This is a genomic window from Citrobacter sp. Cpa228 (assembly GCF_030333085.1).
Lineage (GTDB): Bacteria > Pseudomonadota > Gammaproteobacteria > Enterobacterales > Enterobacteriaceae > Citrobacter > Citrobacter pasteurii.
In genome coordinates this window covers 278,893-302,532 of sequence record NZ_JAOWGQ010000051.1, presented here as the reverse complement: position 1 = coordinate 302,532, position 23,640 = coordinate 278,893, and the positions used below count along the sequence as shown (strand labels likewise).

Sequence of the window (23,640 nt, the reverse complement as noted above, 5' to 3'; positions counted from 1 at the left end):
TGCGTTACATGTTTACAGTCTTACCGGGCTGCATGGCCGTAAAATGGCGATCTCATCAGCATAAATCGTGATGTGGTTAACCAATTTTGAGTCTTAGGTTGACATGTCATACCAAAAGGAGGAATTTATGTGCCATATCGTCGAGTCCATAACGTAACGAGGAATAAAACATGGAACAGACATGGCGCTGGTATGGTCCTAACGATCCGGTCACCTTAGCGGATGTACGTCAGGCGGGTGCCACAGGCGTTGTCACCGCCTTACACCATATCCCGAACGGGGAAGTGTGGACGGTTGATGAGATCCTAAAACGCAAAGCCATTATTGAGCAGGCTGGCCTGGTCTGGTCGGTCGTCGAAAGCGTGCCGATCCACGAAGACATTAAAACCCGTTCCGGCAACTATCTGCGGTGGATCGCCAACTACCAGCAAAGCCTGCGTAACCTGGCTCAGTGCGGTATTCGTACCGTGTGCTACAACTTCATGCCGGTTCTCGACTGGACCCGTACCGACCTGGAATACGTCCTGCCGGACGGCTCCAAAGCGCTGCGTTTTGACCAGATCGAGTTTGCCGCCTTTGAGCTGCATATCCTCCAGCGTCCGGGCGCGGAAGCGGATTACACCGCCGAAGAGATTGCTCAGGCGAATGAACGCTTCGCTACCATGAGCGATGAAGACAAAGCACGTCTGACCCGCAACATCATCGCCGGTCTGCCGGGCGCGGAAGAGGGCTACACCCTCGACCAGTTCCGCCAGCATCTGGCGCGCTATAAAGATATCGATAAAGCCGCGCTGCGTGAGAATTTCGCCGTCTTCCTGAAGGCGATTATTCCGGTGGCGGAAGAAGCTGGCGTACGTATGGCGGTACACCCGGACGATCCGCCGCGCCCGATCCTTGGCCTGCCGCGCATTGTTTCCACCGTGGAAGATATGCAGTGGATGGTCGATACGGTCAACAGCATGGCGAACGGTTTCACCATGTGTACCGGCTCCTACGGCGTTCGGGCGGATAACGATCTGGTCGACATGATCAAACAATTTGGCCCCCGCATTTACTTCACCCATCTGCGCTCCACGCTGCGTGAAGATAACCCGAAAACCTTCCATGAGGCGGCGCATCTGAATGGCGATGTCGACATGTACGAAGTGGTGAAAGCGATCGTTGAAGAAGAGCAACGCCGTAAGGCCGAGGGTAAAGAGGATCTGATCCCGATGCGTCCGGACCATGGCCACCAGATGCTGGACGATCTGAAAAAGAAAACCAACCCAGGCTACTCCGCGATTGGTCGCCTGAAAGGGCTGGCGGAAGTGCGCGGCGTTGAGATGGCTATCCAGCGCGCTTTCTTCAGCCGCTAAAGCGAGTTGCCGGCCACCTGTCTGGCCGGCGTTTTTCTTTTCTCATCCGTTGGCCTTTCAACGGGTTCTGGAGTTCACGATGACAACGACAATTGCCAATAGCGACCTGCCGGTTGCGCGCCCTGCATGGGACCGCTCGCGCCTGCAATCCCGCATTGTTCACCTGGGATGTGGCGCTTTTCACCGCGCGCATCAGGCGCTGTACACCCATCATTTGCTGGAAACCACCGACAGCGACTGGGGGATCTGTGAAGTTAACCTGATGCCGGGTAACGACTGCGTACTGATTGAAAATCTGCGCAAGCAGCAACTGCTGTATACCGTGGCGGAAAAAGGCGCGGACAACACCGTGCTGAAAGTGATCGGCTCAATGAAAGAAGCGCTGCACCCGGATCTTGACGGCTGTGACGGTATTTTACAGGCGATGGCGCGCCCGCAGACGGCAATTGTTTCGCTGACGGTCACCGAAAAAGGCTACTGCACCGATGCGGCCAGCGGTCAGTTAGATCTCAATAACCCGCTGATTAAACACGATCTGGCGAACCCGACCGCGCCGAAATCGGCGATTGGTTACATCGTACAAGCGCTGTACCTGCGCCGTGAGCAGGGGCTGGCGGCCTTTACCGTGATGTCCTGCGATAACGTGCGTGAAAATGGGCATGTGGCGAAAGTCGCAGTTCTGGGGCTGGCGCAGGCGCGCGACCCGCAGCTGGCGCAGTGGATTGAAGCTAATGCGACTTTCCCGTGCACTATGGTCGACCGCATTGTTCCGGCGGCGACGCCGGAAACGTTGCAGGAGATTGCCGACCAGTTGGGTGTTTACGATCCGTGTGCTATCGCCTGTGAACCGTTCCGTCAGTGGGTAATTGAAGACAATTTTGTCAACGGTCGTCCTGACTGGGACAAGGTTGGCGCCCAGTTCGTGGCCGACGTGGTGCCGTTTGAAATGATGAAACTGCGCATGCTCAACGGCAGCCACTCTTTCCTCGCGTATCTGGGCTATCTCGGCGGCTATGAAACTATCGCCGATACCATGACCAATCCGGCGTACCGCAAAGCGGCGTTTGCGCTGATGATGCAGGAGCAGGCGCCGACGCTCTCGATGCCAGAAGGCACCGATCTCAACGCCTACGCGACGCTGCTGATCGAGCGATTCAGCAACCCGTCTCTGCGCCATCGTACATGGCAGATTGCGATGGACGGCAGCCAGAAACTGCCGCAGCGCCTGCTGGACCCGGTACGTCTGCATCTGCAACACGCCAGCGGCTGGCGTCACCTGGCGCTGGGCGTGGCGGGCTGGATGCGCTACACCCACGGTGTGGATGAGCAAGGGCAGGCCATTGATGTTGTCGACCCTATGCTGGCTGAATTCCAGCACATTAACCAACAGTGCCAGGGCGCCGAGCGCGTGACGGCGCTGCTGGGGCTGTCTGGCATTTTTGGTCATGATCTGGCGGAAAACACCGACTTTGTGGAGACCATTATTGCGGCGTATCAACAGCTATGTGAACACGGCGCACGTGAGTGCGTTGCGGCATTAAGCGCTGACGCATAACCTCCGAACTATGACGGGTCAATCAAAATAGTGGTTTGGTTGACCCGTTTTCTGTTTTTGGCTTCCCGCAAATGCTATAGTTCAGGCGAAAAAACGTTATTTGTAGGCCTGATAAGCCGCGTCAGCGTCGCCATCAGGCAATGGCGCAGATGCCGGATGGCAGTGCTCGCGCCTTATCCGGCCTACGGATCTGAATTGACGCATCTGACGGACGTAACACGATGAAATCGAACACTTCTCAGCAAAGACCCTACCAGGAAGTGGGTGCCATGATCCGCGATCTGATTGTTCAGACGCCGTACCAGCCCGGTGAACGCTTGCCGCCAGAGCGTGAAATTGCCGAGATGCTCAATGTCACTCGCACGGTGGTTCGCGAAGCGTTAATCATGCTGGAAATTAAAGGCCTGGTGGACGTGCGCCGCGGCGCCGGGATCTACGTGCTCGACAATGCGGATGCGCAGACTATCGACAGTACGGATGCAAATCATTGCAATGATGCAGGTCCGTTTGAGCTGCTGCAGGCGCGACAACTGCTGGAAAGCAATATTGCCGAATTTGCCGCGCTGCAGGCTACCCGCGAAGATATCGTCAAAATGCGCCAGGCATTGCAACTGGAAGAGCGGGAGCTGGCTTCCAGCGAGCCGAACGGTTCTGAAAGCGGCGACATGCAGTTCCATCTCGCCATCGCCGAAGCCACGCATAACAGCATGCTGGTGGAGCTGTTTCGCCAGTCATGGCAGTGGCGTGAGAACAACCCGATGTGGATCCAGCTCCATAGCCACCTCGACGATACCCATTACCGCAAAGAGTGGATGGGCGACCATAAACAGATCCTCGCGGCATTAATCAAAAAAGATGCTCGCGCGGCCAAGTTGGCCATGTGGCAGCATCTGGAAAACGTCAAACAGCGCTTGCTGGAGTTTTCAAATGTTGATGATATTGATTTTGATGGTTATCTGTTTGATTCCTGGCCGCTGGATAAAGTTAACGCCTGATTTTCCTTCCTTTTATACGCGGGCTATTGCGGCCCGCACCGCACTTTTCCGCATCCTTATTCATTGTCCAACCCGGCCGCTAGTCACGTTTTCAACGACACGTAAAAAATTGTTTCCATCGCCTCGGATGCCATGTTGATAACAAAAACAGAAGCAATAGTACTGGCCAGTAAAATAATAATGATCTGTATTTGGGCTACCTCCGGGAACTTTTCGGAAGCCCACTGCCACAAGAAAACGGTTGTTAGCATAAATAAAATAAACAATCCTGCTGCACCAGGTAGACCAAAGTTTTTATAATCGCCCACCGTACTAATTAAACCAACCAGAATAATCAACCCAGGTATGAATTTTTAACCTCGACATGTACTCTTCCCGGAAGTGTTGTTGCAATGTAATTAATATGTCCATTTTTACGCATGTGCTATCAGCAAAAATATATACGTAAAAGTGAATTTCAAAATTTTTAGAGAAGTGTTCGACCGTTATTTACAGGTTATTAAATGCTGACATTTAATTGCAGAACAAGCTGATGAAGATATACTTATGGCGTTAGCGAAGTGATGGTCTTTACAGACTATAAGCTGTTGTTTAAACCCTGGATAATTCGAGTATTTATCAGCGTTTCGCGCTAATCAGGCGTGTTCAGGAGGCGGGGAACGCGGCTATACAGCGCCAGTCTCCGTTTTCCTGGCGGTAGATAGATTCGGTATGACCTGGGATCACCCATTCTTCTTCCATGCCAGTAGCACAGTCGATGTAGATACAGAGTCCGCAGCCACCGCGTAGCTCGCGGGGAATATCCGCCACCCGAAAGCAGACCCCTGCGGCCTGCAGCGTCTTGCGCATTTTGATGACACCGACGGTGGAATGAAACAAGAACAGCGTTTCCTTCACTGACGTTTCCCCTGACGCTGGCCTATCAACGCCGCTCCGATTGCACCGGCAAACTGTGCGTCGGGATGCGTGTGTACGGGAATGCCTACATGGTCTTCAAGCATACGGGCAAAGGCGTGGCAGTGGCTGACTCCGCCGGTAAATAGCAGCGGCGCCTGGGCTGAAAGCCGCCCGATGAAGTTCGCGCTGCGTCTGGCCATCGCGTTGATCACGCCAGCCAGAATCGCCTCTGGCGCGATGCCCGCAGAGCGCAGGCTAATGACTTCTGACTCGGCAAATACTGTACACATGCTGGTGATAGCATGCGGTTCGACGCCAGCAGTAATCGTATCCAACTGCTCTACGCTGGCTCCGAGGGTGCGTGAGATGACGTCCAGAAACCGCCCGGTTCCGGCAGCGCACTTGTCATTCATTAAGAAATCGCTGAGATTGCCATCGTCATCCAACTGGATGACTTTACTGTCCTGGCCACCGATATCAATGACTGTGCGGGTGCCGGGAGCCAGCAATCGCGCACCAAGTCCGTGGCAGGAAATTTCAGTGACCTGTTTGTCGGCATAATCGACGAGCTGCCGCCCGTATCCGGTGAGAGTTAAAAATGGTCTGTTCTCCAGCCCGTCCTGCAACGTTTCCCATGCCTGCGCGATTGCGTCTGCGGGGCGAAAAGGCGTTGGGCAAAGGAAGCGGCGTCTGATGACGTTACCTTCCAGCAAAACGCCTTTTGTCGCCGTGGATCCAGAATCAATCCCTATTGAGTATGTCATCCGCGTTCCTCACAACATTTCAATGAATGCGGCGACGCGGGTACTGAGCTGGCCGATATCTGCGCTGGAATAGTCGGTTTCAATCGCGATATAAGGAATGTTGTGCTGTTGGCGTACGTGACGCTTAATAGCGAGCGATTCAACGGCGTAGGTGTGGCAAGCCTGCAAAATGACATCGACGACGCCGTCAGCCTGGTACTCTTCAACCATTTGACTGAGCATTTTCAGTCGTTGATCGTTAGGAGAAATACAGGAGCAGCCGATGGCGAGGTATTTATCAGTCAGCGCGTCGTAGACATCGCCGGTTTCCGCCACGCATTGTTCGGTAGCCTTTGCGCCGGTGCAGTTTTCATAACCCACGACCCAACCACCGTTTTCTTCAATGGCACGAACGACTTTCTCTGCCGCGCCGCCAATGGGGCAGCCGGTTATCAGGATGCGCGGACGTGACGCCAGACGTTTTCCTGCCTGCCATTCCAGATGTACGCGCTCGGCCATGCTATTAAGCTCGTCGATCAACGCTTCTTTATCAAAGCGGAAGGTGGCGCCGTAGACGACTTTCAGAATGTCACTGCCGCTAAGTGCGGGTGGGTTAAGTTGACCAACGCGGTAGAAATTCGCCAGCGCCCGACGTTCCTGGTTTTTGAGAATAACGGCTTCACGCAGCGCAGCTTCGGTAATGGCTGTGCCAAAACGGGCTTCGATGGCCTGCTGTAGACGCCGGATCTCGGCTTTCCATAGTGCACGGGAAGCTGCATCGCTGGCGCTGTTGGGCAGTTGCATTACATGTACCGCTTTAAATTCGGCCATGTACTCGTACATTTTCTTTTTACCATCGCAGGTGGTTTCGCCCACCACCAGGTCTGAGAAATAGAAGTAGGGGCATTTGTCGGTTTTGCCAAACCCGTAGCTGCTTTTTATTAGCGGACACAGGTTCCGCGGCAGATCTTTTTCGGCCTCTTCAATGGTTTCATCAGAGGTTGAGCATAGGGAAACGACGACCGCGCCCGCCGCCATCGCAATCTCCTGCGGCATAAAGGTGCAATAGGTCCCAACGAGCGGAATACCTTGCTCTTTAAGATCCATTACGGTGAGAAAACCTTTCTGACGGGCGTCGGAGAATTGATTGAAAATAGCGGGTAAATCGGTGATTAGCGACATGATTTTCCTACTCCGTAACACGGGAGACAGTAAAAAGACGCCGCATTATAACCCTGTAATATGTCAGGTTATATTGATGTGCAACAATTGCGCGTTTACAGGTTACGGCTGTAGACCCGTGAGGCTTCTCCCCACGGATGATAGCCCGGCCCGTTAAAGTAAAATCCTGCTTTCTCGTATAAACCTTCCAGGTCAGTACACAGATGGAGCTGCGTAAAACCCAGCTGTCTGGCCTGCTGTGCAATATGTTCGATCAGGCGAAACGCCAAACCGTGACCACGATAGCGAGGGTCGATATAGAGCGCGCATAGCCACGGCCACAGTTCACCACGACTGATAAAATCATTGGTGATCAATCCGGCGCAGCCAACAATGCTGTCGCCATCCTGCAACCAATACCACTGCGGTAGCGGGTTCTTTGCGCCAATGCAACGATGCAGCGCATCCTCGTAAACCTTCATTGAATCTTCTGAGGCCCATTGTTGTTGAAAGTAAGCGGTGACTTCGTGCCGCTTTTCCGGCGTCTCGCGCAGGGAAAAAATGCGGATGCTCATCGTCATTGAATCTTTCTCCTTAAAAATTCGCCAGCGTCAGCAGGGACGGAATTTGTGACAACAGATATAACACCAGCCCGATTGAACCGCCAACCAGCGTGCCGTTGACGCGAATAAACTGCAAATCTTTGCCAATGTTTAACTCAATTTGCTGCGACATATCGCGGGCATCCCAACTTTTCACCGTGTCGCTGATATGGCGCGTCAGGAAGGTGGCGAACTCCGGGGCAACTTTATGCGCGGCCTGCTCCAGATGCCCATTCAGTGAGGCACGCAGGGCGCTGTCGGCAACCAGCGTTTCGCCGAACCACTGTCCGGCGCTGGCGATGCGCTGCTTCACGCGGGAATCATCGGTGTTAATGTCGGTTTTTACCCACTGGCGTAGATCCGACCACAGTTCGCCGAGATAACAGTTAAAGGCTTCGTCTCCCTTCAGATAGCTTTTGAGGCTTTCGGCCCGCGCGGCCATCTCTGGATCGTGTTTGAGCTTATCGATGAGCTTAAATGTAGCGCGATCGAAGGCATGGCGGATCTGATGCGCGCGATCGTGGCTGATGTCATCCAGCAAGGCGTTAACGGCATCAGACACCAGCTCGGCGCTGTGTTCGCCCAGCCATTCGGTCGGCAGGATCTTCGCTTTCAGCGGATGTTCGGTCTCCAGCCAGTGCACTACTTGTCTGGCGATAAACGCTCGTGAGCTGTCGCGCTGGAGCAGGGCGATCAGTTGGGCGATCAGCGTATCGAGCAGCACCTGATGGCGATTGTTTTTGGTCATGCTTTCCAGCATCAGCGCGCTGGTTCCGGAGAGATCGACCTTGTCGATGGCTTTGTGCACAGCGCGTTTGATCAGCCGCTGAATACGGGCGTCGTCGGTCAGCTCGAGAAAACCACTCATGATCTGCAGCAGATGCTGGCCGATGCGCTGGGCGTTTTCCGGCTGGCTGAACCAGTTACCGATCAACAGCGCCGGTTCATGGCGACGGATCAGGGCTATCAGCGACTGGGTATCGAGAAACTTTTCCTGCACAAACTGACCAAGATTTTCGCCGATTCGGTCTTTATTACGTGGGATAATCGCTGTATGGCGCGAGATAAACGGGATCGGCACCCGGCGAAAAAGCGCCACCACGGCAAACCAGTCCGCCAGCGCGCCGACCATCGCCGCTTCGGCAATCGCTTTGATCCCGAGTACCCAGAAGTTGGGCGGCAAAAACAGCGTGATGACGAACGTCGCGGCAGCGATCAGCAGCAGAGAGAGCGCCAGCCGCTTGGCGCGTTTGAGTTCAGCAATTTTATTCATAGGCTTAAGGATAGAGCCAGACGGGGGGATCGCGCAAAAATTGTGGCGCGTCTCCCATTTTTAGGCGGGAAGCGTTTATCCAGGGATCCAGTTATCCCACGCCGGTAAGGGACCAAGTTCTGCGACCAGAAAATCGATAAACGAGCGCACCTTCGGATTGCTGTACTTACTGGGAAAATAGAGCGCATACAGGGCATGAGTTTCACAGGTGATGGTGCCGTCGAGCATCAGCGGCGTGATCTCCTCTTTTTGAATATGATCGCCAATCAGATAAGTGGGCAAATATGCCACTCCCTGATCTTCTAACACCGACTTCAACAGCACCAGACTGCTGTTGGCCTGGATCGGCATATGTAGTTTCAACTGATGCAGTCGATCCTGTTCATCTGCCACCTTCAGTACCGGCGTGAGGCCCGGGTAAACCAGGCAATCATGATCTACCAGATCGCTGCGACGCTGGGGCATGCCTTTTTTGGCGAGGTAGCCGGGTGAGGCACAGTACGCCCAGCGAACGGGCACCAGCTTGCGCATCGCATAGTTTTGCGGCGGCGCGGTGGAAATCCGCAGGGCAATGTCGAAATCCGTTTCGTTCAGATTAACGAAGTTATCGTTGAGATCGATATACAGATTCACATCCGGGAACTGGGAGCGATATTTATCCACCAGGTTCACCAGCCGGGAATAACCAAACGCAATGGAGCAGGTTATACGTAATTCACCCTGCGGGTTATGGTAATAACCGGAGGTAGTGTTCAGCGTTTCATCGAATTCTTTCAACAGCTTGTTGGCGCGATTAAAGAGATATTGCCCGGCATCGGTCAGGGTAATACTGCGGGTGGTGCGTTTAATTAATGTTGTGCCTAACGTATCTTCCATCGCCGCCAGGCTTTTACTGACCGCAGACGGCGAGACGTTGAGCTGCGCCGCGGCTTCTGACAATCCCCCGCAGTCGACAATTTTAGTAAAAAACTCCAGATGCTTGAGTGAAATCGGCGTACTCATAATTTCCTTAAATTCACAAGTGATTTGCAAAAACGGTACGAATAAGCCGTTACATTCGACTTTTAAACATGCAACTATTGAATCACAGGAAACAACTTGCTGGCAAAATGAAAAAATAACAACTTAGGTGAGTTACGTCACAAAATAAAAGGAGGCGAAACGGAAACTCATCACATTGTGAATTTAATCTCATTAATTATTATTCTAAAGGTACCGATTATGTGGTCACGACTCGAACCCTACAGATCGTCGATTATTTTATTAGTTGCTCTGGTGATTGGTGGCTTATTAGGTATTTATGCCCCATCGTTTGCAGGTAAACTTCAGCCAATAGGTCAGATTTTTCTAAACCTGTTATTCATGATTATTGTGCCGCTGGTGGGGATCAGCGTCATGTCTTCCATCGCCAGTATGACCGACCTGAAAAGGCTAGGGCGCATCATGGCGATTATCTTCATTGTTTCGATCGCAATGGCCTTTATTCCGGCGGCTGGGATTGTGGCACTAGCGCTATGGTATAACCCGGCACAGGGCGTCACTATCGATCTCTCGCAGTCGGTGCAGGCGGGCAGCGGAAAGATGGATTTTGTCAGCATGATCACCACCAGCGACTTTATTGGGTTGTTCTCTAAGTCCAATATTCTGGCGCTGATCGTAATGGCGATTATCGCCGGTGTGGCGATTGGGCAATCGGATCAGGCGGGTAAACGCATTGCGTCGCTGCTGGAAGATGCCAATACCGTGATCATGAAGATCGTTTCGATCATTATGAAGGTGGCGCCGGTTGGTTTGGGCTGCTATTTCGCGGCCACCATGGCCAGCCAGGACTCTGCACTACTGTTAACCTTTGCCCGCGCCATCGGCCTGTTTATGGTCGCCACGCTGGTCTACTTCGTTTTTGGCTCGATTCTCTATTCGTATATTGGCGGTGGCATTCCGGCGGTCAGAGCCTTCTGGCGTAATGCGATTGAACCTTCAGCCACCGCGCTGGGGACCTGCTCTTCACTGGGGACGCTCCCGGTGACGCTGCGTGCCGGTAAGGCGATGGGGATTAACCCGGAAATCGTTGATGTTTCCATTCCGCTGCTGGTTAACCTGAACAAAGGCGGTGTGGCGATGATTGCCGCGCTGAAAATCGTCTTTATCTATTCCGTGCTGGGCATGGAGTTCACTACCGAAACCTTCTTCCTGACGATGCTGATTGCGGTGCTCTCCGCCATTATCGTTGGCGGCGTGCCGGGTGGGGCGTTCCTCGGTGAAATCTTTATCGTCACCACGCTGGGCCTGCCAATGGAAGCGATTCCGATGCTGGTGGTGCTGGGCACCATTACCGATGCGCCAGCCACGCTGATTAACGTAATCCATGATTTGAATGCGGCGCAGATTGTTGAACGGTTCGCTGGAAAAAAGCAGACCAACACTGAAATAAACTCTACTGCTGCGGTGGTATAGGTTTCACACGGATTAAGAACAGGAGATGTTATGAAAGACGCAATGAAGCTTGAAACGCACCTGATTGTTGCGGGTCGCGACAAACGTTATACCCAGGGAGCGGTGAATCCGGTGATCCAACGCGCCTCTTCGCTGGTGTTTGATACCGTGAAAGATAAGAAATTTGCCACCGCCAATCGTGCGAACGGCGAACTGTTTTACGGTCGTCGCGGGACTTACACTCACTTTGCTTTCCAGAAGGCCATGAGCGAACTGGAAGGCGGTGTTGGCTGCGCGCTGTACCCGTGCGGCGCGGCGGCGGTCACTAATGCGATTCTGGCGTTCGTCCAAAGCGGCGATCATATTCTGATGACGGGTGCGGCCTACGAGCCAACCCAGGATTTTTGCAATAAGATCCTGAGTAAATTTAATGTGGAAACAACGTATTACGATCCGCTGATTGGCGCGGGTATCGTCGATCTTCTGCGTCCGGAAACGAAGGTTGTATTCCTTGAGTCACCAAGTTCTATCACCATGGAAGTGCAGGACGTGCCGGGAATGGTGAAGGCTATCCGCGCGGTGAACCCGGAGATTGTCATTATGATCGATAACACCTGGGCGGCGGGCGTGCTGTTTAAAGCGCTGGATTATGGCGTGGATATTTCCGTTCAGGCGGGAACGAAGTACACCATCGGTCATTCGGACGGCATGCTGGGCACGGCGGTGTCTAACGCCCGTTGTTGGGATCGTCTGCGTGAGAACTCTTATCTGATGGGGCAAACGCTGGATGCCGATACGGCCTACAACGGTAGCCGCGGGCTGCGTACGCTGGCGGTACGTCTGAAGCAGCATCAGGAGAGCAGTATCCATATTGCTCGCTGGCTGTCGGCCAGACCGGAGGTGGCGCGGGTAAATCACCCGGCATTAGCGGAATGCCCGGGGCACGAGTATTTTCAGCGTGACTTTTCCGGAAGCTCGGGTCTGTTCTCGTTTGTGCTGAAAAAGAGACTCACCGACGAGCAGATGGCGAATTTCCTCGATAATTTCTCGCTGTTCCATATGGCCTATTCGTGGGGCGGATTTGAGTCGCTCATTCTGGCGAATCAGCCGGAGGAACTGAACAGCATTCGCCCGGCCGGGAATGTCGATTTCAGCGGCACGCTGGTCAGGGTGCATATTGGCCTTGAGGATATTGGCGACCTGATTGCCGATCTCGATGCGGGATTTGCACGCATCGCATAACGTAATGTGATTAATGCCGGATGACGTTGATGAACGTTTATCCGGCAAGTTTTAACGCAGATCCTCATCAATATCAGTTTTCACCTCATACAAATAGTCAAAATGAATCACAAAAAATCAAATTAGATCATTTTTTGTCAAAGGTAATCTTTATCACAATTTTTATCCTCTCTCACGGGTAGCATAAACGCGGATTTTCAGTGTTACTTTCATATGTAAGGGATGATGAATTTATGAAGTTGAATGAGCTGTTCACAAGAACCCCACCGGATCGTCGTCACTATGGTGTCGCCGTCTTAATTGGCATCGTTTCAGGCGTACTTTCTGCATTTGTTAAGTGGGGAGCCGAAGTTCCCCTTCCGCCCAGAACGTTTTCTTTGGGGCGAAATGAGTTTAATCCGCCGTATCTTTTTCTCAGAGACTATTTAGGTATCGACCCCACGCAAACGGTCTATACCTTTTCTGAACATGTGATTAATCCTGTTATGGTCACACACATCATATTTTCATTAGTGTTTGCAGTGGGATATTGCGTCATCGCTGAAATTTTTCCGAAAGTTAAACTTTGGCAGGGGATCATGGCTGGTTTGATTGTGACGGTGGCGGTTCATGGTGTATTCATTCCTGCATTGCATCTCTCTCCGCCATTAACTCAGCTCCCCTTCGATGAATACGTTTCTGAAATTGTGGGACATATTTTTTGGTTTTGGGTGATTGAAATGATTCGTCGCGACCTGCGTAATCGGATAACACATGAACCTGATGCTGAAATCCCGTTACATTCCGCCAGGTGACTAAAAGCAGATGTGCTGTTTTGGATTGCCCCCCGAACGTTAAACACGCATTTGGGGGCTGTTCATAAAGATTTAGCTCTCAGTGGCTAACGTCGTTGCCTCATGCTGGCGCACCCGTTTGAGCAAGGCTGCCAGCGTGAACACGACAGCGATCCCCGCCGCAACCGCCAGCAGATGAAAAGAAATCCGGCCGCCGTTAAACCACAGCCAGCGCCCTACTTCGACAGAAACGGCCATCACCGTCAGGATCACCATGTTCAGTGATGCGGAGACCGTACCTTTCGGCAAATTGTTGGAAAACAGCGTAAAACGAAACAACGTTGGGAAGATCATTCCAATGCCAAACGCATACAGGCTGGTTCCCAGCACCGACCACAGCCAGATGTGCGGCCACAGCAAATTACCAGCGATCAGCACCGCTAACCCACTCAGTTGAACAGGTGCAGCCCGCCAGATAAAGCGCGGTCGGGTCGGATCTTTCACAAAACGTACGACGACCATGTTGGCGACGATCACGGCGCCAAACACCGGCGCCTGCGCCCAGGCAAACTGCGATGTAGTCATGCCGCCCGCATCAATCAGGATCACCGGTGAGACCGCCACCCAGCTCATCATCGGGATATAGCTTAGCGATAGCGTGGCTGCGCCAAACAGGAATACCCGGTTGCGGAAAACGTCGCGGAAATCGCGCAGTACGCTGCACGCGCTGAACGGCACTGCGCCGCGCTGGACGGTTTCCGGCATGGCTAACGCTAATCCAATCAGGGCGATAAGCCCCATGGCGGCAATGATGGCAAACAGGATCTTCCAGTGGACAAAGTGCATCAGCGCAGCCCCGGATAGCGGGCCGATAACCGGCGCAACCAGCACAATGGAGGTGATTATCGCCATCAGCTTAATGGCCTTCGTTTGCCCAAACGCCTCCTGTACCGTGACATAACCCACAGTGGCGATAAAGCAGATGCTGGTGCCCTGCACGAAACGCGTAACCAGAAATTGCGTCATCGAAGTGGTGAACAGCGTGGCCGCGCAGGCGAGCGTAAAGATTAACGCCCCCGCGATCAGCACCGGTCGGCGGCCAATCCGGTCGGAAAGCGGGCCTAACAGCCACTGCAGCGCCATGCCGCCTGCCAGATACAGACTGACTGCAGCGGGGGCCAGGCTGACATCGGCGTTGAAATCGCGCACGACATTAATGATGCCGGGCTGGATCAGATCCGTCGACAGATAGGCGGCGAAGTCGTACAGAATCAGCGCGATGGGGAAAAATAGCGTCGTGGCGCGTTGGGAGAAAAACGCGAAAATCCGTTGCATAAAACAGCTCCTTGTCGGGAGAAAACCCTCAACGGGAATAGCGAAATTCAATACCGTCTTTGAGACGTCAGGCCGATGGCAGAAAACAGCAGACTGCAAATGTACTGAATTTCATGTAATCAAAAACGCTGCCCGCGCGAGGCGCAAACAGGAGAAACGTTTTCAGACTCGGGTCAGAAAACGTAACGATTACAGGTAACAATCAGCACATCGCACCTCGGGAAGAATTGGTTGAATGGATAATAGCCACCCAAAGTGTAATGCGGATTGGATATTAATTAAACGAGTTTAGCGGGTTAGTGTGTAGAAATTAAAGGGAGTTAACGCGGGAATGTACATTGAAGCCGCGTTTCTGCGTGATGTCTTCCAGACAAATGCAGACGTTGCAACGGGACGTTTTTATCTCTGATAACGCTTCGCAAAGAGAGGATATCGCAGGTGAGAGTGTGATTTTCTGACGCTAAAGTTATGGCATCTTATTTCCAGGTGACGGGCCGCCATGAATACAGCAGCGACTTCCACACCGCATGATGCGGTCTTTAAAACATTTTTACGTCATCCTGAGACTGCCCGGGATTTTCTACAAATACATCTTCCCGCTTCGCTGCGCGAACTTTGCAATTTTCAAACCCTGAAACTTGAGCCTGACAGTTTTATTGAAGAGGATTTACATGCGTATTACTCCGATGTGCTGTGGTCGGTGAAAACGACTGAAGGGGATGGATATATTTATGTGGTGATTGAACACCAAAGTACACCGGATGCGCATATGGCATTCAGATTGATGCGCTATGCGATAGCGGCTATGCAGAAACATTTAGATGCCGGGCATCAGCAATTGCCACTGGTGGTGCCGATGCTTTTTTATCATGGTGCTAAAAGCCCGTATCCCTGGTCATTGTGCTGGCTGGACGAGTTTGCTAACCCGAAGCTGGCTCGTCAGTTGTATGCTGCCGCGTTTCCGCTGGTAGATATTACCGTTATTCCGGATGACGAAATTGTGCAGCATCGACGCATGGCGCTGCTGGAGTTAATCCAAAAACATATCCGTCAGCGCGACCTTATGGGACTGGTAGAGCAAATTGTTTCCCTGTTGGTTACTGGACTGACTAATGACAGCCAGCTAAAGACGCTGTTTAATTATATTTTGCGAACCGGCGATGCGCCCCGCTTCAATGCGTTTATCAGGGAGATTGCCGAACGTTCACCGCAGCATAAGGAGCATTTGATGACGATCGCAGACAGATTACATGAGGCAGGTTTTCAAAAAGGATGGCTCAAAGGTCAGCAGAAAGGCAAACAGGAAGGCAAACAGGAAGGCAAACAGGAAGGGCTGATAGAGGGGCAACGAACTGAGGCGCTCCGTATTGCCTGCACCATGCTGGCAGACGGTATTGATATCAGCACGGTACAAAAAATTACCCGACTTTCCGCTGAGGATATCCAGGGGTTAAGCCACCAGGCAGAGGTTTAGCCGGGTGTAGCGATTTACTCCATCGCCACCTTCACTGCTTCACCGAGTTTTTGCATCACTTCCTGATGCTTCTCGTTTGGCGGTAACGCACAGTTAATACGCACGCAGTTGCGATACTTTCCGGATGCGGAGAACAGCGAGCCAGGCGCGACCTGGATTTTCAGGCGACAGAGCTGTTTAGCCACGCAGACCATATCGACCTGCTGCGGCAATTCCACCCACAGCATAAAGCCGCCTTTTGGTCGGGTGACGCAGATCCCGCAGGGGAAGTACTCCCGTACCCAGCAGGTGTAGATCTCCATATTGCGCTGATAAATCTGGCGCATGCGTCGGATATGACGATGGTAATGCCCCTCGCGCACGAAGGTGGCGGCCGCCAGTTGCGTGGCAGGAACGTTGGTGCCAATGACGGCGTATTTCATATGCAGCAGTTTGTCATAATAGCGACCGGGAATGACCCAACCGACGCGCAAACCTGGTGCTACGGATTTGGTAAACGAACTGCACAGCATAACCCGACCGTCACTGTCCCAGGAGTGAATGGTGCGTGGGCGCGGGTACTCCGTTGCCAGTTCGCCATACACATCATCTTCAAAAATCACGATATCGTGGCGTTGGGCGAGGGCGAGTACCGCCCGCTTCCGCGCATCCGGCATAATAAATCCGAGCGGATTGTTGCAGTTGGGAACCAGCAGCACGCCTTTGATCGGCCATTGATCCAGTGCCAGTTCCAGTGCTTCAATGCTGATCCCGGTATCCGGATCGGTCGGGATCTCAATGACTTTGATCCCTAAGCCGCGCAGCAGCTGCATTGTGCCGTAGTAGGCGGGGGATTCAACGGCAACAATGTCTCCAGGCTGGCAGACCGTCAGCAGCGCCAGCGACATTCCGCTCTGGCTGCCGCTGGTGATGACAATATCATCCGCATTGACGACAGAGCCGCTGTCCAGCATCAGGCGCGCAATCTGGTGACGCAGCTCACGGCACCCGGAGATTTCATCGTAGCCCAAAATTGCCTTGAGATTACGCTGCGCCACGCGGCTTAACTCGCGCCACAGTGGCTTCAGGCTGGGTTGATTAATATCGGGCACGCCACTGCTGAAAGGTGTGATGGATTTGTCCGCGTTACCTTTCAGCATATCCAGCACCTGATCCCACTGGGTTATCTCCACTGGACGCTGTACCGGGCGCGACATCAGCGGCACGGGCGGCTTTGCTTTTTGCGGCGCGACAAAATAACCGGAACGTGGCTGGGGGGTGATCAGCTGTCGCTGTTCCAGCGTCTGATAGGCCTGCTGTACGGTGCTGATGCTGACCCCGTGCTCCTGACTCAGGCTGCGTACCGAAGGCAGTTTTTCGCCATGGCGATACAGCCCTTGCTCAATGCGTTCGGCCAGCAGATTGGCCAGATGTTGGTAACGCGTCATGCTGTATCCCTCATGGGTACCATACAGATTAAAAAACCAGTACAGATTGGCGTGAAAAAAGCGATGCAGAGCTCTTTTTAACCAATCTGTATGTTAAAGAAAAGTACTTTGTGAGTCTGTATTGTACCTGGCCAAATCCGTGAAGATAAAGCCTCTGGCAAGACGGGGAGGCAAGGTATGGAATTTCACGAGAACCACGCAAAACAGCCGTTTGTTGGGTTTGTGCAGATCTGGCAGGTGATAAAACGGTGGCGACTTCGGGCGCAAACGCGACGTGTATTGCAACAGATGAGCGATGAACGGCTGCGGGACGTCGGGTTGCGACGTGATCAGGTGGAGTGATTTTTTTCCACCAACAAAGGCCGGGGACTACTGCCCCGGCCTCTTTTATATTCGCGGTATTTATCAATTTATGCTTCTGGTTAGTCCGTTTCTTGATACTTACCCTGATAAGTATTATTTTCTTCTCAGCGATGAGGGGAAGGAAACATGACTGAAGATGAACGGTTTGCCCGCCGCCCGATGGGGATGCGCATGGCAATGGTGGTGCGCCAGTGGCGGGCCACTATTGACGCAGCCATTACTGATACTGGCCTGACGCAGTCAAGCTGGACGGTACTGATGCAACTGTATCAACTGGGAGACAACGTCTCGGTCAGTGAACTGGCGGAGGTGCAGGGTATTGAACTGCCGCCGCTGATGCGTACCCTCTCACAGCTGGAAAAGCACGGCTATCTGCTGCGTTCCACATCGCCTTATGACAAACGCATTCGCCTGCTCACGCTGACCGCGCAAGGCCGCTTAAGGCTGGAAGAACTCAACCGGGTGATAGAGACATACCAACATCGCGTCACGTGTACTATCCCAGAAGCGGAGCTTGCCGCCTTCAGCGCAACCTTAAATCAACTCGCCTGCAATTTGCGGACAATCCGCGAAGAAGACAATCAACACTAAAAAACTATGATGACCCCAGAACAAAAATTTGCCCGTTGGGTAAGGGTGAGTATTGCCGCTTTCCTGGTCATATTCGCCTGGTTTATCGTTGCCGATATCTGGATCCCGCTGACGCCGGACTCCACGGTGATGCGCGTGGTAACGCCGGTTTCCTCACGCGTATCCGGCTACGTCTCGCAGGTGCATGTACACAATAACAGCCCGGTGAAGAAGGGCGATTTGCTGTACGAACTGGATCCGACGCCGTTTATCAATAAGGTCGAGGCCGCGCAAATCGCCCTTGAGCAGGCGAAGCTGAGCAACCAACAGCTGGATGCGCAGATCGCTTCTGCGCGCGCCAACCTGCGCACAGCGCAATTCAACGCCCGGAACGACAAGACCACCTTTGACCGTTATCAGCGCCTGAGCGCCATGCAGAACGTGTCGCAAGCCGATCTCGACAAGGTGCGCACCACCTGGCAAACCAGCGAGCAGTCGGTGTCGGCGCTTAATGCCAGTATTCAGAACCTGCTGATCCAACGCGGCGAGCGCGATGAAAACCGCAACGTGACGCTGCAAAAATACCGTAATGCGCTGGAAGAGGCGCAACTGAACCTCGGCTGGAGCAAAGTCTATGCACAGACCGACGGCACGGTGAGCAACCTCCAGCTTAGCCCCGGACTTTACGCCACTGCCGCCACGCCATTGCTGGCGTTGGTCAGCCACCAGACCGACATTGTGGCTGACTTTCGCGAGAAAAGCCTGCGCCACACCCGGGTGGATACCGATGCCGCCGTGGTGTTCGACGCCATGCCGGGCAAAGTTTTCTCTGCCCGCGTCATCAGCAGCGATGCTGGCATTTTGGCAGGACAGGAGCTGGTTAATGGCCAGCTGTCGCAACCGGAACAGTCCACCCGCTGGGTGCGCGATGCCCAGCGTATGCGTATTCACGTCGCGCTGAACGAACCGCTCGACACGCCGTTGCCGACCGGGGCGCGCGCCACGGTACAGCTGTACAACAGCGAGGGGATGTTCGCCCGCACTTTTGCCGGGGCGCAGATCCACCTTGTCAGCTGGCTGCACTATGTCTATTAACACCCTGGCCCACGTTTTTACGCCGCACGGGAATATTGTCTACACCGCCAATGATTTTCGCCAGACCCTGCGTATTGCCGTTGCCGGAACGATAGCGCTGAGTATCTCGACCTTCTACAACGTGCAATACGGCGTGTTCTTTGTGGTTTATCCGCTGATGCTGCTGTCGCTGGTGCCGGTATTCAACCGTCATGTGGCAAAACAGTTTGTGTTCAGCGCGGCGGTGAACTGCGTCGAAATGGTGCTGATTGTCGGCTATCTCTCACAGTGGCCGCTGATTATAACGCTGGTGGTATTTGGCCTGTACGTGATGCGTTTTCGTTTGATGAGCAAAGGACCGCTGTTTCTGTTCGGCTCAATGGGCGTGGTGTGCCAGAGCACGATGCTCAATTTTATGAGCTATCCCACCACCAACTGGCATACGCTGATGTTCTCCAATATGGAAGCCTGCGTCATGGCGGTGGCGCTGAGCGCGCTGCTGCATTATCTGATCCCAGATGCGGATCCCCGCCATCCGCCGCCGCGTATTGAGAAAGATGCCGCCCGGGTTCGCCACGAGTCGCTGCTTTCCGGTTCGGTGGCGACAATGATTTTTGTGGTCTTTCAGGTTTGTGACCTGAGCGATTCGCTGTCGGCGCTGATGGCGGGCATTTTGATCCTGTTTCCGATGCATTATCGCGGCGCGGTGTTGAGTTCTGTCTGGCGCGTGGTCGGCGTGGTACTGGCTTGTCTGTACATTCTGCTGGTGCAGCTGCTTATTTATGATTTCAGCAACCATATGCTGCTGATGATGCCGCTGATTGGCCTCGGGCTGGCGTTCAGCGCCCGCCTGCACGTAATGGAAAAAGTCGGCGCGGGCGTGGGTTTTGCCAGTATCACCACCATCGGCATTATGTTTGGCCAGAACCTGCACCCGGATCAGGATCTGGTGTTCAGCGATCTCTACCGCATCACCTCCGTTACCGTCGCGCTGGTAGCTACGCTCACCATGGTATTTCTGGTGCACCGGATATTGAACTGCTTTGCGGCGACACGATTTGTGATCACCGAGTGAGTGGGGCTGTGAGTGCAGGATGGCAGCTGAGCCTTATCCGGCCTACGGGAAGCAGAATTTCCAGGCCCGGTAAGTGTAGCGCCACCGGACATCTGCGAGGTTATTTCTGCTGCGGTTCTCCGCTAAAATAACCGCGGCTGTCAAATTAGTGGAACACCTGCGGCATCAGGCCGGGATGCTAAACCGGTTACCACCAGTGAACAGTGGGTTGTAACGCAGCAGGGAGTGTTGAAATAGGATTCACCCCTCTCCGCTGTAGGGAGAGGGGAATGTTTACGGATTCCTGGCGTGGCTCCGTTAGAAAGCCTTCGCGCTATTTTCGTAGGTGTTGAGAAGATGGTCGCGCAAGCTCCCTGTTCCGTGCATTGTCACCAAAAGATTCTGGCGCGCGCGGGTAAATCCGACATACAGACGCTTGATGTCGTCACTCAGATCTTCCTCATCCCTTTCCTTTGCGGCATCCATAATAGCCACTGAGTGAAATTCAAGCCCCTTACTGCTTGGTAAAGGCATTACACAAAGGAAATCATTTTGCGGCGACCAGTGCTTTTTGTCATCGCTGGTCACAATCATTTGGTAGGGGATGCTACGCGCCGCGAGACGTGGCCCCAGCATCCCCGAAATGCTGTATGTTGAAGGGCACAGTATGGCGATCTCTGACCATGCAATACCTTGTTGTCGCTGCTTTGTCACCCAATCGAGCACGTGAGTAATCTCCTCGTCCTGATTATCAAAGCTGGCCAGTGCCGGATAAGTGCCGGACAAGCCTCCGGCATCGGGTTGCTGGTACTTGAGCGCCTCTTCAATGTGATTATTGAGATAATTAAAGGCAATGTTGCTGGCAAAATGGAGTATTTGCCGGGTATTACGATAGTTGGTATTCAGGATCGTAGTACGGCCGAGGGCCTTAATATTGACACTAGAGAGTGTGAAGTCGAGGGCTTTCTTTTTCTGGTAGATAGACTGGGCGTCATCGTAGAGGAAAAGAAGGGAGTTATCTTTGTTGTCTGGCATACGTGCGAGTATTCTCAGCCACTCCGGTTTGAAATCGTGTCCCTCGTCTATTAGGACTGCGCTGTATTGCTCCGGTTTTATAATCCCCTCTTCAAATGCCACCGTCAGCGCATTTTCCATCAGCTCAATAAAGTTTTTGCTTTTCGGCGGAAGACAATGATGTGCATTTAGCTGTTGATAACACCAGGCATGAAAATGGATGACTTCGACGGGAAGTCTTAAAGTGTGCTGCTCAAGCTGTGATTTGAGTTTTTTGGCCAGCGTGATGTTGTAGCAAATCACCAGGATCGGCTTGGTGTTTTCAATATTGTTGGCAAGCTCAATACAACGGTGGTGCAAAATGAGCGTTTTACCGGATCCTGCCACGCCATGAATAACGCGGTGCCCTGCACCCATGCTTCTGGCGAGTTGTTCCTGGTTCCTGTCCATCATGCAAACCACATCGGGGGTGTGGAACGTAAAATTGTCCAGATCAACATGCGTAACGGATGCGTTAATGCGTACATCGGGATATAGATGCCATCGGATACGGTCGAGTTGCTGTGGTGTTGTATGATGAGTGAAGTTATGTCTGAGAAGGGATTCGAGCCGGGCAGAGATTTGTTCCCTGGTCATAAACTCGCTGAGCTCGTCTTTGCAAATAACCTGACTGGCTGGGAATAGTTCATTTATCGCTTCGGGTGGAAAACTCTTTTCTAGCTGTGCTCGGGTGATATTGCTTAAATAAACACCAAATCCATACGGCATAATAAAGCTGCCTTCATAATCTCCTTGTTGCTGACGGAGCAGCGGATCTTTTTTTAGGCTATCGATAGTGTGAAAGGTATATTGACGAACCTGTTCGAGTGGATTCTTGAACGGTTGAATGCCGTCTTTAGTTTCATAATGAATATGTAATTTGTTGGCGGATTTAATTTTTGTAATAAACCAGTCTTTCACTTCTATAAATAACAAACCTTTTTCGGGGGTTAGAATTACAAAATCCGGATGCTCTTGCTTGTCTCCCATTCGGGTGTCATACCAGCAGGTACACTGTTCGCTGAGTCCCCCCTCAAGAAGTCTTGCCAGTCTTTTTTCGCCGGCAGTAATTTTCTCGCTACAACTGCTTATTGTGGGAATAATGATTGCCATGTTACACCTACCAATTCATGAAAATTATATAAATATGTTAAATTAATATTCTGAGGGATATTAATAAAAACATGAATTCATCATGGTTAATGACATTAACAGACAATATTACAAACAGAAAGCGTGATGCGAGATATTTGCTTCAGAGATATTTGCTCCCTTTCACAAATAAAAGGGAGCGGCTGTTTACTTCTTCAACCCCGCAAACGCTGCTCGGATCTCGTCTTCCGGCAGGTTAATGCCGATAAACACCAGCAGGCTGTGCGGTTGTTCGTCGCCCCACGGGCGGTCCCAGTCGGCGCTGTACAGGCGCTGGACGCCCTGGAACAGCAGGCGGTTCGGTTCGCCTTCAATCCACAGCATTCCTTTATAGCGCAGCAGCTTCTCGGCGGATTCCAGCAGCAGGTTTTCCATCACCCTGGACACGTCGCTGATATTGACCGGGTAATCCAACTCGACGACGATCGAGGAGATATCGTTTTGCTTGTCGGCGATAAAGTGGAAGCGCGGTTTGGCGCTGACCACGTTTTCTTCCAGCATAAAACCGTTGGTGTCGAACAGCAGCGAGAGATCGATATCGCCATGCGTGACGGTATACACCGGGGCGCGGGCGTTGATGCGCGCCAGGCGCTCACGCAGTTTTTCGCTTTCACCGGCTACGTCGGTTTTGGTCAGCAGAATACGGTCGGCATAGCCTACCTGCGACTGGGCGATGGTGAATTGGTTCATCTGTTCGTCGGCATGCACCGCGTCAACCAGCGCAATTACGCCGTCCAGCAGGTAGCGTTCGCAAATTACTTCATGGGAGAAAAAGGTCTGAATAATCGGGCCAGGATCGGCCATGCCGGTGCATTCGATCACCAGACGATTAAAATTGATGGCGCCTTTGTCGAGGTTGTCGAGCAGATCGAGCAGCGCGTCTTCCAGCTCACTGGAGCGGGTACAGCAGATGCAGCCGTTGGTCAGGGTTTTGATCTGCGTGGCACGGTCGCCAATCAGCTGATCGTCTACCGAGACTTCGCCGAATTCGTTTTCGATAACGGCAATCTTGAAACCGTGCTGCTCGTTGAGAATATGGCGCAGCAGGGTGGTTTTTCCCGCGCCAAGAAAACCGGTGAGTAGGGTAACTGCAATCGGGGTCATTCACT

Annotated in this window: 21 protein-coding genes; 11 read left to right on the top strand and 10 right to left on the bottom strand. The window is 52.8% G+C overall.

Annotated features, from left to right (window positions below; all coding sequences use genetic code 11):
* Window positions 1-170: 170 nt before the first annotated feature.
* The 3 genes from uxuA to uxuR all read left to right on the top strand — a co-directional run bounded on the left by uxuA (window position 171) and on the right by uxuR (window position 3,905).
* Window positions 171-1,355, top strand: coding sequence for a mannonate dehydratase (uxuA, locus tag OGX91_RS15140; RefSeq protein ID WP_286626681.1), 1,185 nt, complete (start codon window positions 171-173; stop codon window positions 1,353-1,355).
* A 79-nt stretch (window positions 1,356-1,434) separates the two neighbouring features.
* Window positions 1,435-2,910, top strand: a complete 1,476-nt coding sequence (locus OGX91_RS15135; RefSeq protein WP_286626679.1) for a fructuronate reductase — start codon at window positions 1,435-1,437, stop codon at window positions 2,908-2,910.
* A gap of 221 nt (window positions 2,911-3,131) precedes the next feature.
* Window positions 3,132-3,905: a Uxu operon transcriptional regulator gene (gene uxuR, locus OGX91_RS15130; RefSeq protein WP_003033268.1), complete on the top strand. Its 774-nt coding sequence runs from the start codon at window positions 3,132-3,134 to the stop codon at window positions 3,903-3,905.
* A 645-nt stretch (window positions 3,906-4,550) separates the two neighbouring features.
* Here uxuR and OGX91_RS15125 read toward each other — a convergent pair.
* The 6 genes from OGX91_RS15125 to OGX91_RS15100 form a co-directional block, all read right to left on the bottom strand.
* Entirely contained in the window at window positions 4,551-4,802 is a 252-nt protein-coding gene (locus OGX91_RS15125; RefSeq protein WP_040230245.1) for a putative Se/S carrier protein, read from the bottom strand.
* Window positions 4,799-5,566 carry a putative 2-hydroxyacyl-CoA dehydratase activator YjiL gene (gene yjiL / locus OGX91_RS15120; RefSeq protein ID WP_040230242.1) on the bottom strand — a complete coding sequence of 256 codons (768 nt, stop codon included), beginning with the start codon at window positions 5,564-5,566 and terminating at the stop codon, window positions 4,799-4,801. Before yjiL ends, OGX91_RS15125 begins: the two co-directional genes overlap by 4 nt.
* 9 nt (window positions 5,567-5,575) lie before the next feature.
* On the bottom strand, window positions 5,576-6,727 hold the full coding sequence (locus OGX91_RS15115; RefSeq protein ID WP_005134125.1) for a double-cubane-cluster-containing anaerobic reductase: 1,152 nt from the start codon (window positions 6,725-6,727) through the stop codon (window positions 5,576-5,578).
* 95 nt (window positions 6,728-6,822) lie between these two features.
* On the bottom strand, window positions 6,823-7,287 hold the full coding sequence (locus tag OGX91_RS15110; protein ID WP_286626675.1) for a GNAT family N-acetyltransferase: 465 nt from the start codon (window positions 7,285-7,287) through the stop codon (window positions 6,823-6,825).
* Between the two features lie 13 nt (window positions 7,288-7,300).
* The gene (locus OGX91_RS15105; protein WP_286626673.1) at window positions 7,301-8,581 is read right to left on the bottom strand and encodes a DUF445 domain-containing protein; all 1,281 of its coding nucleotides are present in this window, start codon (window positions 8,579-8,581) and stop codon (window positions 7,301-7,303) included.
* 75 nt (window positions 8,582-8,656) lie between these two features.
* Entirely contained in the window at window positions 8,657-9,583 is a 927-nt protein-coding gene (locus tag OGX91_RS15100) for a LysR family transcriptional regulator (RefSeq protein ID WP_048233971.1), read from the bottom strand.
* A gap of 219 nt (window positions 9,584-9,802) precedes the next feature.
* Here OGX91_RS15100 and OGX91_RS15095 point away from each other — a divergent pair, with 219 nt between their 5' ends.
* From OGX91_RS15095 to OGX91_RS15085, 3 genes are all read left to right on the top strand, one after another.
* Window positions 9,803-11,035, top strand: coding sequence for a dicarboxylate/amino acid:cation symporter (locus OGX91_RS15095; protein WP_005134121.1), 1,233 nt, complete (start codon window positions 9,803-9,805; stop codon window positions 11,033-11,035).
* A gap of 30 nt (window positions 11,036-11,065) precedes the next feature.
* Window positions 11,066-12,256, top strand: coding sequence for a cystathionine beta-lyase (gene metC, locus OGX91_RS15090; protein ID WP_040230238.1), 1,191 nt, complete (start codon window positions 11,066-11,068; stop codon window positions 12,254-12,256).
* Between the two features lie 233 nt (window positions 12,257-12,489).
* Complete coding sequence (locus tag OGX91_RS15085; protein ID WP_005134119.1) at window positions 12,490-13,050, top strand: YagU family protein; 561 nt, start codon at window positions 12,490-12,492, stop codon at window positions 13,048-13,050.
* A 72-nt stretch (window positions 13,051-13,122) separates the two neighbouring features.
* On the opposite strand, the gene mdtM is transcribed toward OGX91_RS15085, so the two are convergent.
* Window positions 13,123-14,364, bottom strand: coding sequence for a multidrug efflux MFS transporter MdtM (gene mdtM / locus OGX91_RS15080; protein ID WP_286626670.1), 1,242 nt, complete (start codon window positions 14,362-14,364; stop codon window positions 13,123-13,125).
* Window positions 14,365-14,863: 499 nt separating this feature from the next.
* Here mdtM and OGX91_RS15075 point away from each other — a divergent pair, with 499 nt between their 5' ends.
* Window positions 14,864-15,838 (top strand): Rpn family recombination-promoting nuclease/putative transposase, encoded by a 975-nt coding sequence (locus OGX91_RS15075; RefSeq protein WP_286626668.1) that lies wholly within the window; start codon window positions 14,864-14,866, stop codon window positions 15,836-15,838.
* A 14-nt stretch (window positions 15,839-15,852) separates the two neighbouring features.
* On the opposite strand, the gene OGX91_RS15070 is transcribed toward OGX91_RS15075, so the two are convergent.
* Window positions 15,853-17,265: an aminotransferase-like domain-containing protein gene (locus OGX91_RS15070; RefSeq protein ID WP_005134112.1), complete on the bottom strand. Its 1,413-nt coding sequence runs from the start codon at window positions 17,263-17,265 to the stop codon at window positions 15,853-15,855.
* A 177-nt stretch (window positions 17,266-17,442) separates the two neighbouring features.
* Between OGX91_RS15070 and OGX91_RS15065 the strand changes: the two genes are divergently transcribed.
* From OGX91_RS15065 to OGX91_RS15050, 4 genes are all read left to right on the top strand, one after another.
* Window positions 17,443-17,607, top strand: a complete 165-nt coding sequence (locus OGX91_RS15065) for a DUF1127 domain-containing protein (protein ID WP_005134111.1) — start codon at window positions 17,443-17,445, stop codon at window positions 17,605-17,607.
* A gap of 147 nt (window positions 17,608-17,754) precedes the next feature.
* Window positions 17,755-18,219, top strand: coding sequence for a MarR family winged helix-turn-helix transcriptional regulator (locus OGX91_RS15060; RefSeq protein ID WP_286626665.1), 465 nt, complete (start codon window positions 17,755-17,757; stop codon window positions 18,217-18,219).
* A gap of 6 nt (window positions 18,220-18,225) precedes the next feature.
* Complete coding sequence (locus tag OGX91_RS15055) at window positions 18,226-19,293, top strand: HlyD family secretion protein (RefSeq protein ID WP_286626663.1); 1,068 nt, start codon at window positions 18,226-18,228, stop codon at window positions 19,291-19,293.
* A complete protein-coding gene (locus OGX91_RS15050; RefSeq protein WP_149691166.1) occupies window positions 19,283-20,347 on the top strand; it encodes a DUF2955 domain-containing protein in 1,065 nt (354 codons plus the stop codon). Before OGX91_RS15055 ends, OGX91_RS15050 begins: the two co-directional genes overlap by 11 nt.
* A gap of 297 nt (window positions 20,348-20,644) precedes the next feature.
* Here OGX91_RS15050 and OGX91_RS15045 read toward each other — a convergent pair whose 3' ends face one another.
* Both OGX91_RS15045 and yjiA read right to left on the bottom strand, forming a co-directional pair.
* Window positions 20,645-22,492: a UvrD-helicase domain-containing protein gene (locus OGX91_RS15045; RefSeq protein WP_005134107.1), complete on the bottom strand. Its 1,848-nt coding sequence runs from the start codon at window positions 22,490-22,492 to the stop codon at window positions 20,645-20,647.
* A 186-nt stretch (window positions 22,493-22,678) separates the two neighbouring features.
* Entirely contained in the window at window positions 22,679-23,635 is a 957-nt protein-coding gene (gene yjiA / locus OGX91_RS15040; RefSeq protein WP_286626660.1) for a GTPase, read from the bottom strand.
* Between the last annotated feature and the right edge of the window lie 5 nt (window positions 23,636-23,640).

Excerpts from the sequence above, each read along its gene's own strand:
- uxuA (WP_286626681.1), top strand. The coding sequence starts at position 171 with ATGGAACAGACATGGCGCTGGTATGGTCCTAACGATCCGGTCACCTTA.
- OGX91_RS15135 (WP_286626679.1), top strand. The coding sequence starts at position 1,435 with ATGACAACGACAATTGCCAATAGCGACCTGCCGGTTGCGCGCCCTGCA.
- uxuR (WP_003033268.1), top strand. The coding sequence starts at position 3,132 with ATGAAATCGAACACTTCTCAGCAAAGACCCTACCAGGAAGTGGGTGCC.
- yjiL (WP_040230242.1), bottom strand. The coding sequence starts at position 5,566 with ATGACATACTCAATAGGGATTGATTCTGGATCCACGGCGACAAAAGGC.
- OGX91_RS15115 (WP_005134125.1), bottom strand. The coding sequence starts at position 6,727 with ATGTCGCTAATCACCGATTTACCCGCTATTTTCAATCAATTCTCCGAC.
- OGX91_RS15110 (WP_286626675.1), bottom strand. The coding sequence starts at position 7,287 with ATGACGATGAGCATCCGCATTTTTTCCCTGCGCGAGACGCCGGAAAAG.
- OGX91_RS15105 (WP_286626673.1), bottom strand. The coding sequence starts at position 8,581 with ATGAATAAAATTGCTGAACTCAAACGCGCCAAGCGGCTGGCGCTCTCT.
- OGX91_RS15100 (WP_048233971.1), bottom strand. The coding sequence starts at position 9,583 with ATGAGTACGCCGATTTCACTCAAGCATCTGGAGTTTTTTACTAAAATT.
- OGX91_RS15095 (WP_005134121.1), top strand. The coding sequence starts at position 9,803 with ATGTGGTCACGACTCGAACCCTACAGATCGTCGATTATTTTATTAGTT.
- metC (WP_040230238.1), top strand. The coding sequence starts at position 11,066 with ATGAAAGACGCAATGAAGCTTGAAACGCACCTGATTGTTGCGGGTCGC.
- OGX91_RS15085 (WP_005134119.1), top strand. The coding sequence starts at position 12,490 with ATGAAGTTGAATGAGCTGTTCACAAGAACCCCACCGGATCGTCGTCAC.
- mdtM (WP_286626670.1), bottom strand. The coding sequence starts at position 14,364 with ATGCAACGGATTTTCGCGTTTTTCTCCCAACGCGCCACGACGCTATTT.
- OGX91_RS15075 (WP_286626668.1), top strand. The coding sequence starts at position 14,864 with ATGAATACAGCAGCGACTTCCACACCGCATGATGCGGTCTTTAAAACA.
- OGX91_RS15070 (WP_005134112.1), bottom strand. The coding sequence starts at position 17,265 with ATGACGCGTTACCAACATCTGGCCAATCTGCTGGCCGAACGCATTGAG.
- OGX91_RS15065 (WP_005134111.1), top strand. The coding sequence starts at position 17,443 with ATGGAATTTCACGAGAACCACGCAAAACAGCCGTTTGTTGGGTTTGTG.
- OGX91_RS15060 (WP_286626665.1), top strand. The coding sequence starts at position 17,755 with ATGACTGAAGATGAACGGTTTGCCCGCCGCCCGATGGGGATGCGCATG.
- OGX91_RS15055 (WP_286626663.1), top strand. The coding sequence starts at position 18,226 with ATGATGACCCCAGAACAAAAATTTGCCCGTTGGGTAAGGGTGAGTATT.
- OGX91_RS15050 (WP_149691166.1), top strand. The coding sequence starts at position 19,283 with ATGTCTATTAACACCCTGGCCCACGTTTTTACGCCGCACGGGAATATT.
- OGX91_RS15045 (WP_005134107.1), bottom strand. The coding sequence starts at position 22,492 with ATGGCAATCATTATTCCCACAATAAGCAGTTGTAGCGAGAAAATTACT.
- yjiA (WP_286626660.1), bottom strand. The coding sequence starts at position 23,635 with ATGACCCCGATTGCAGTTACCCTACTCACCGGTTTTCTTGGCGCGGGA.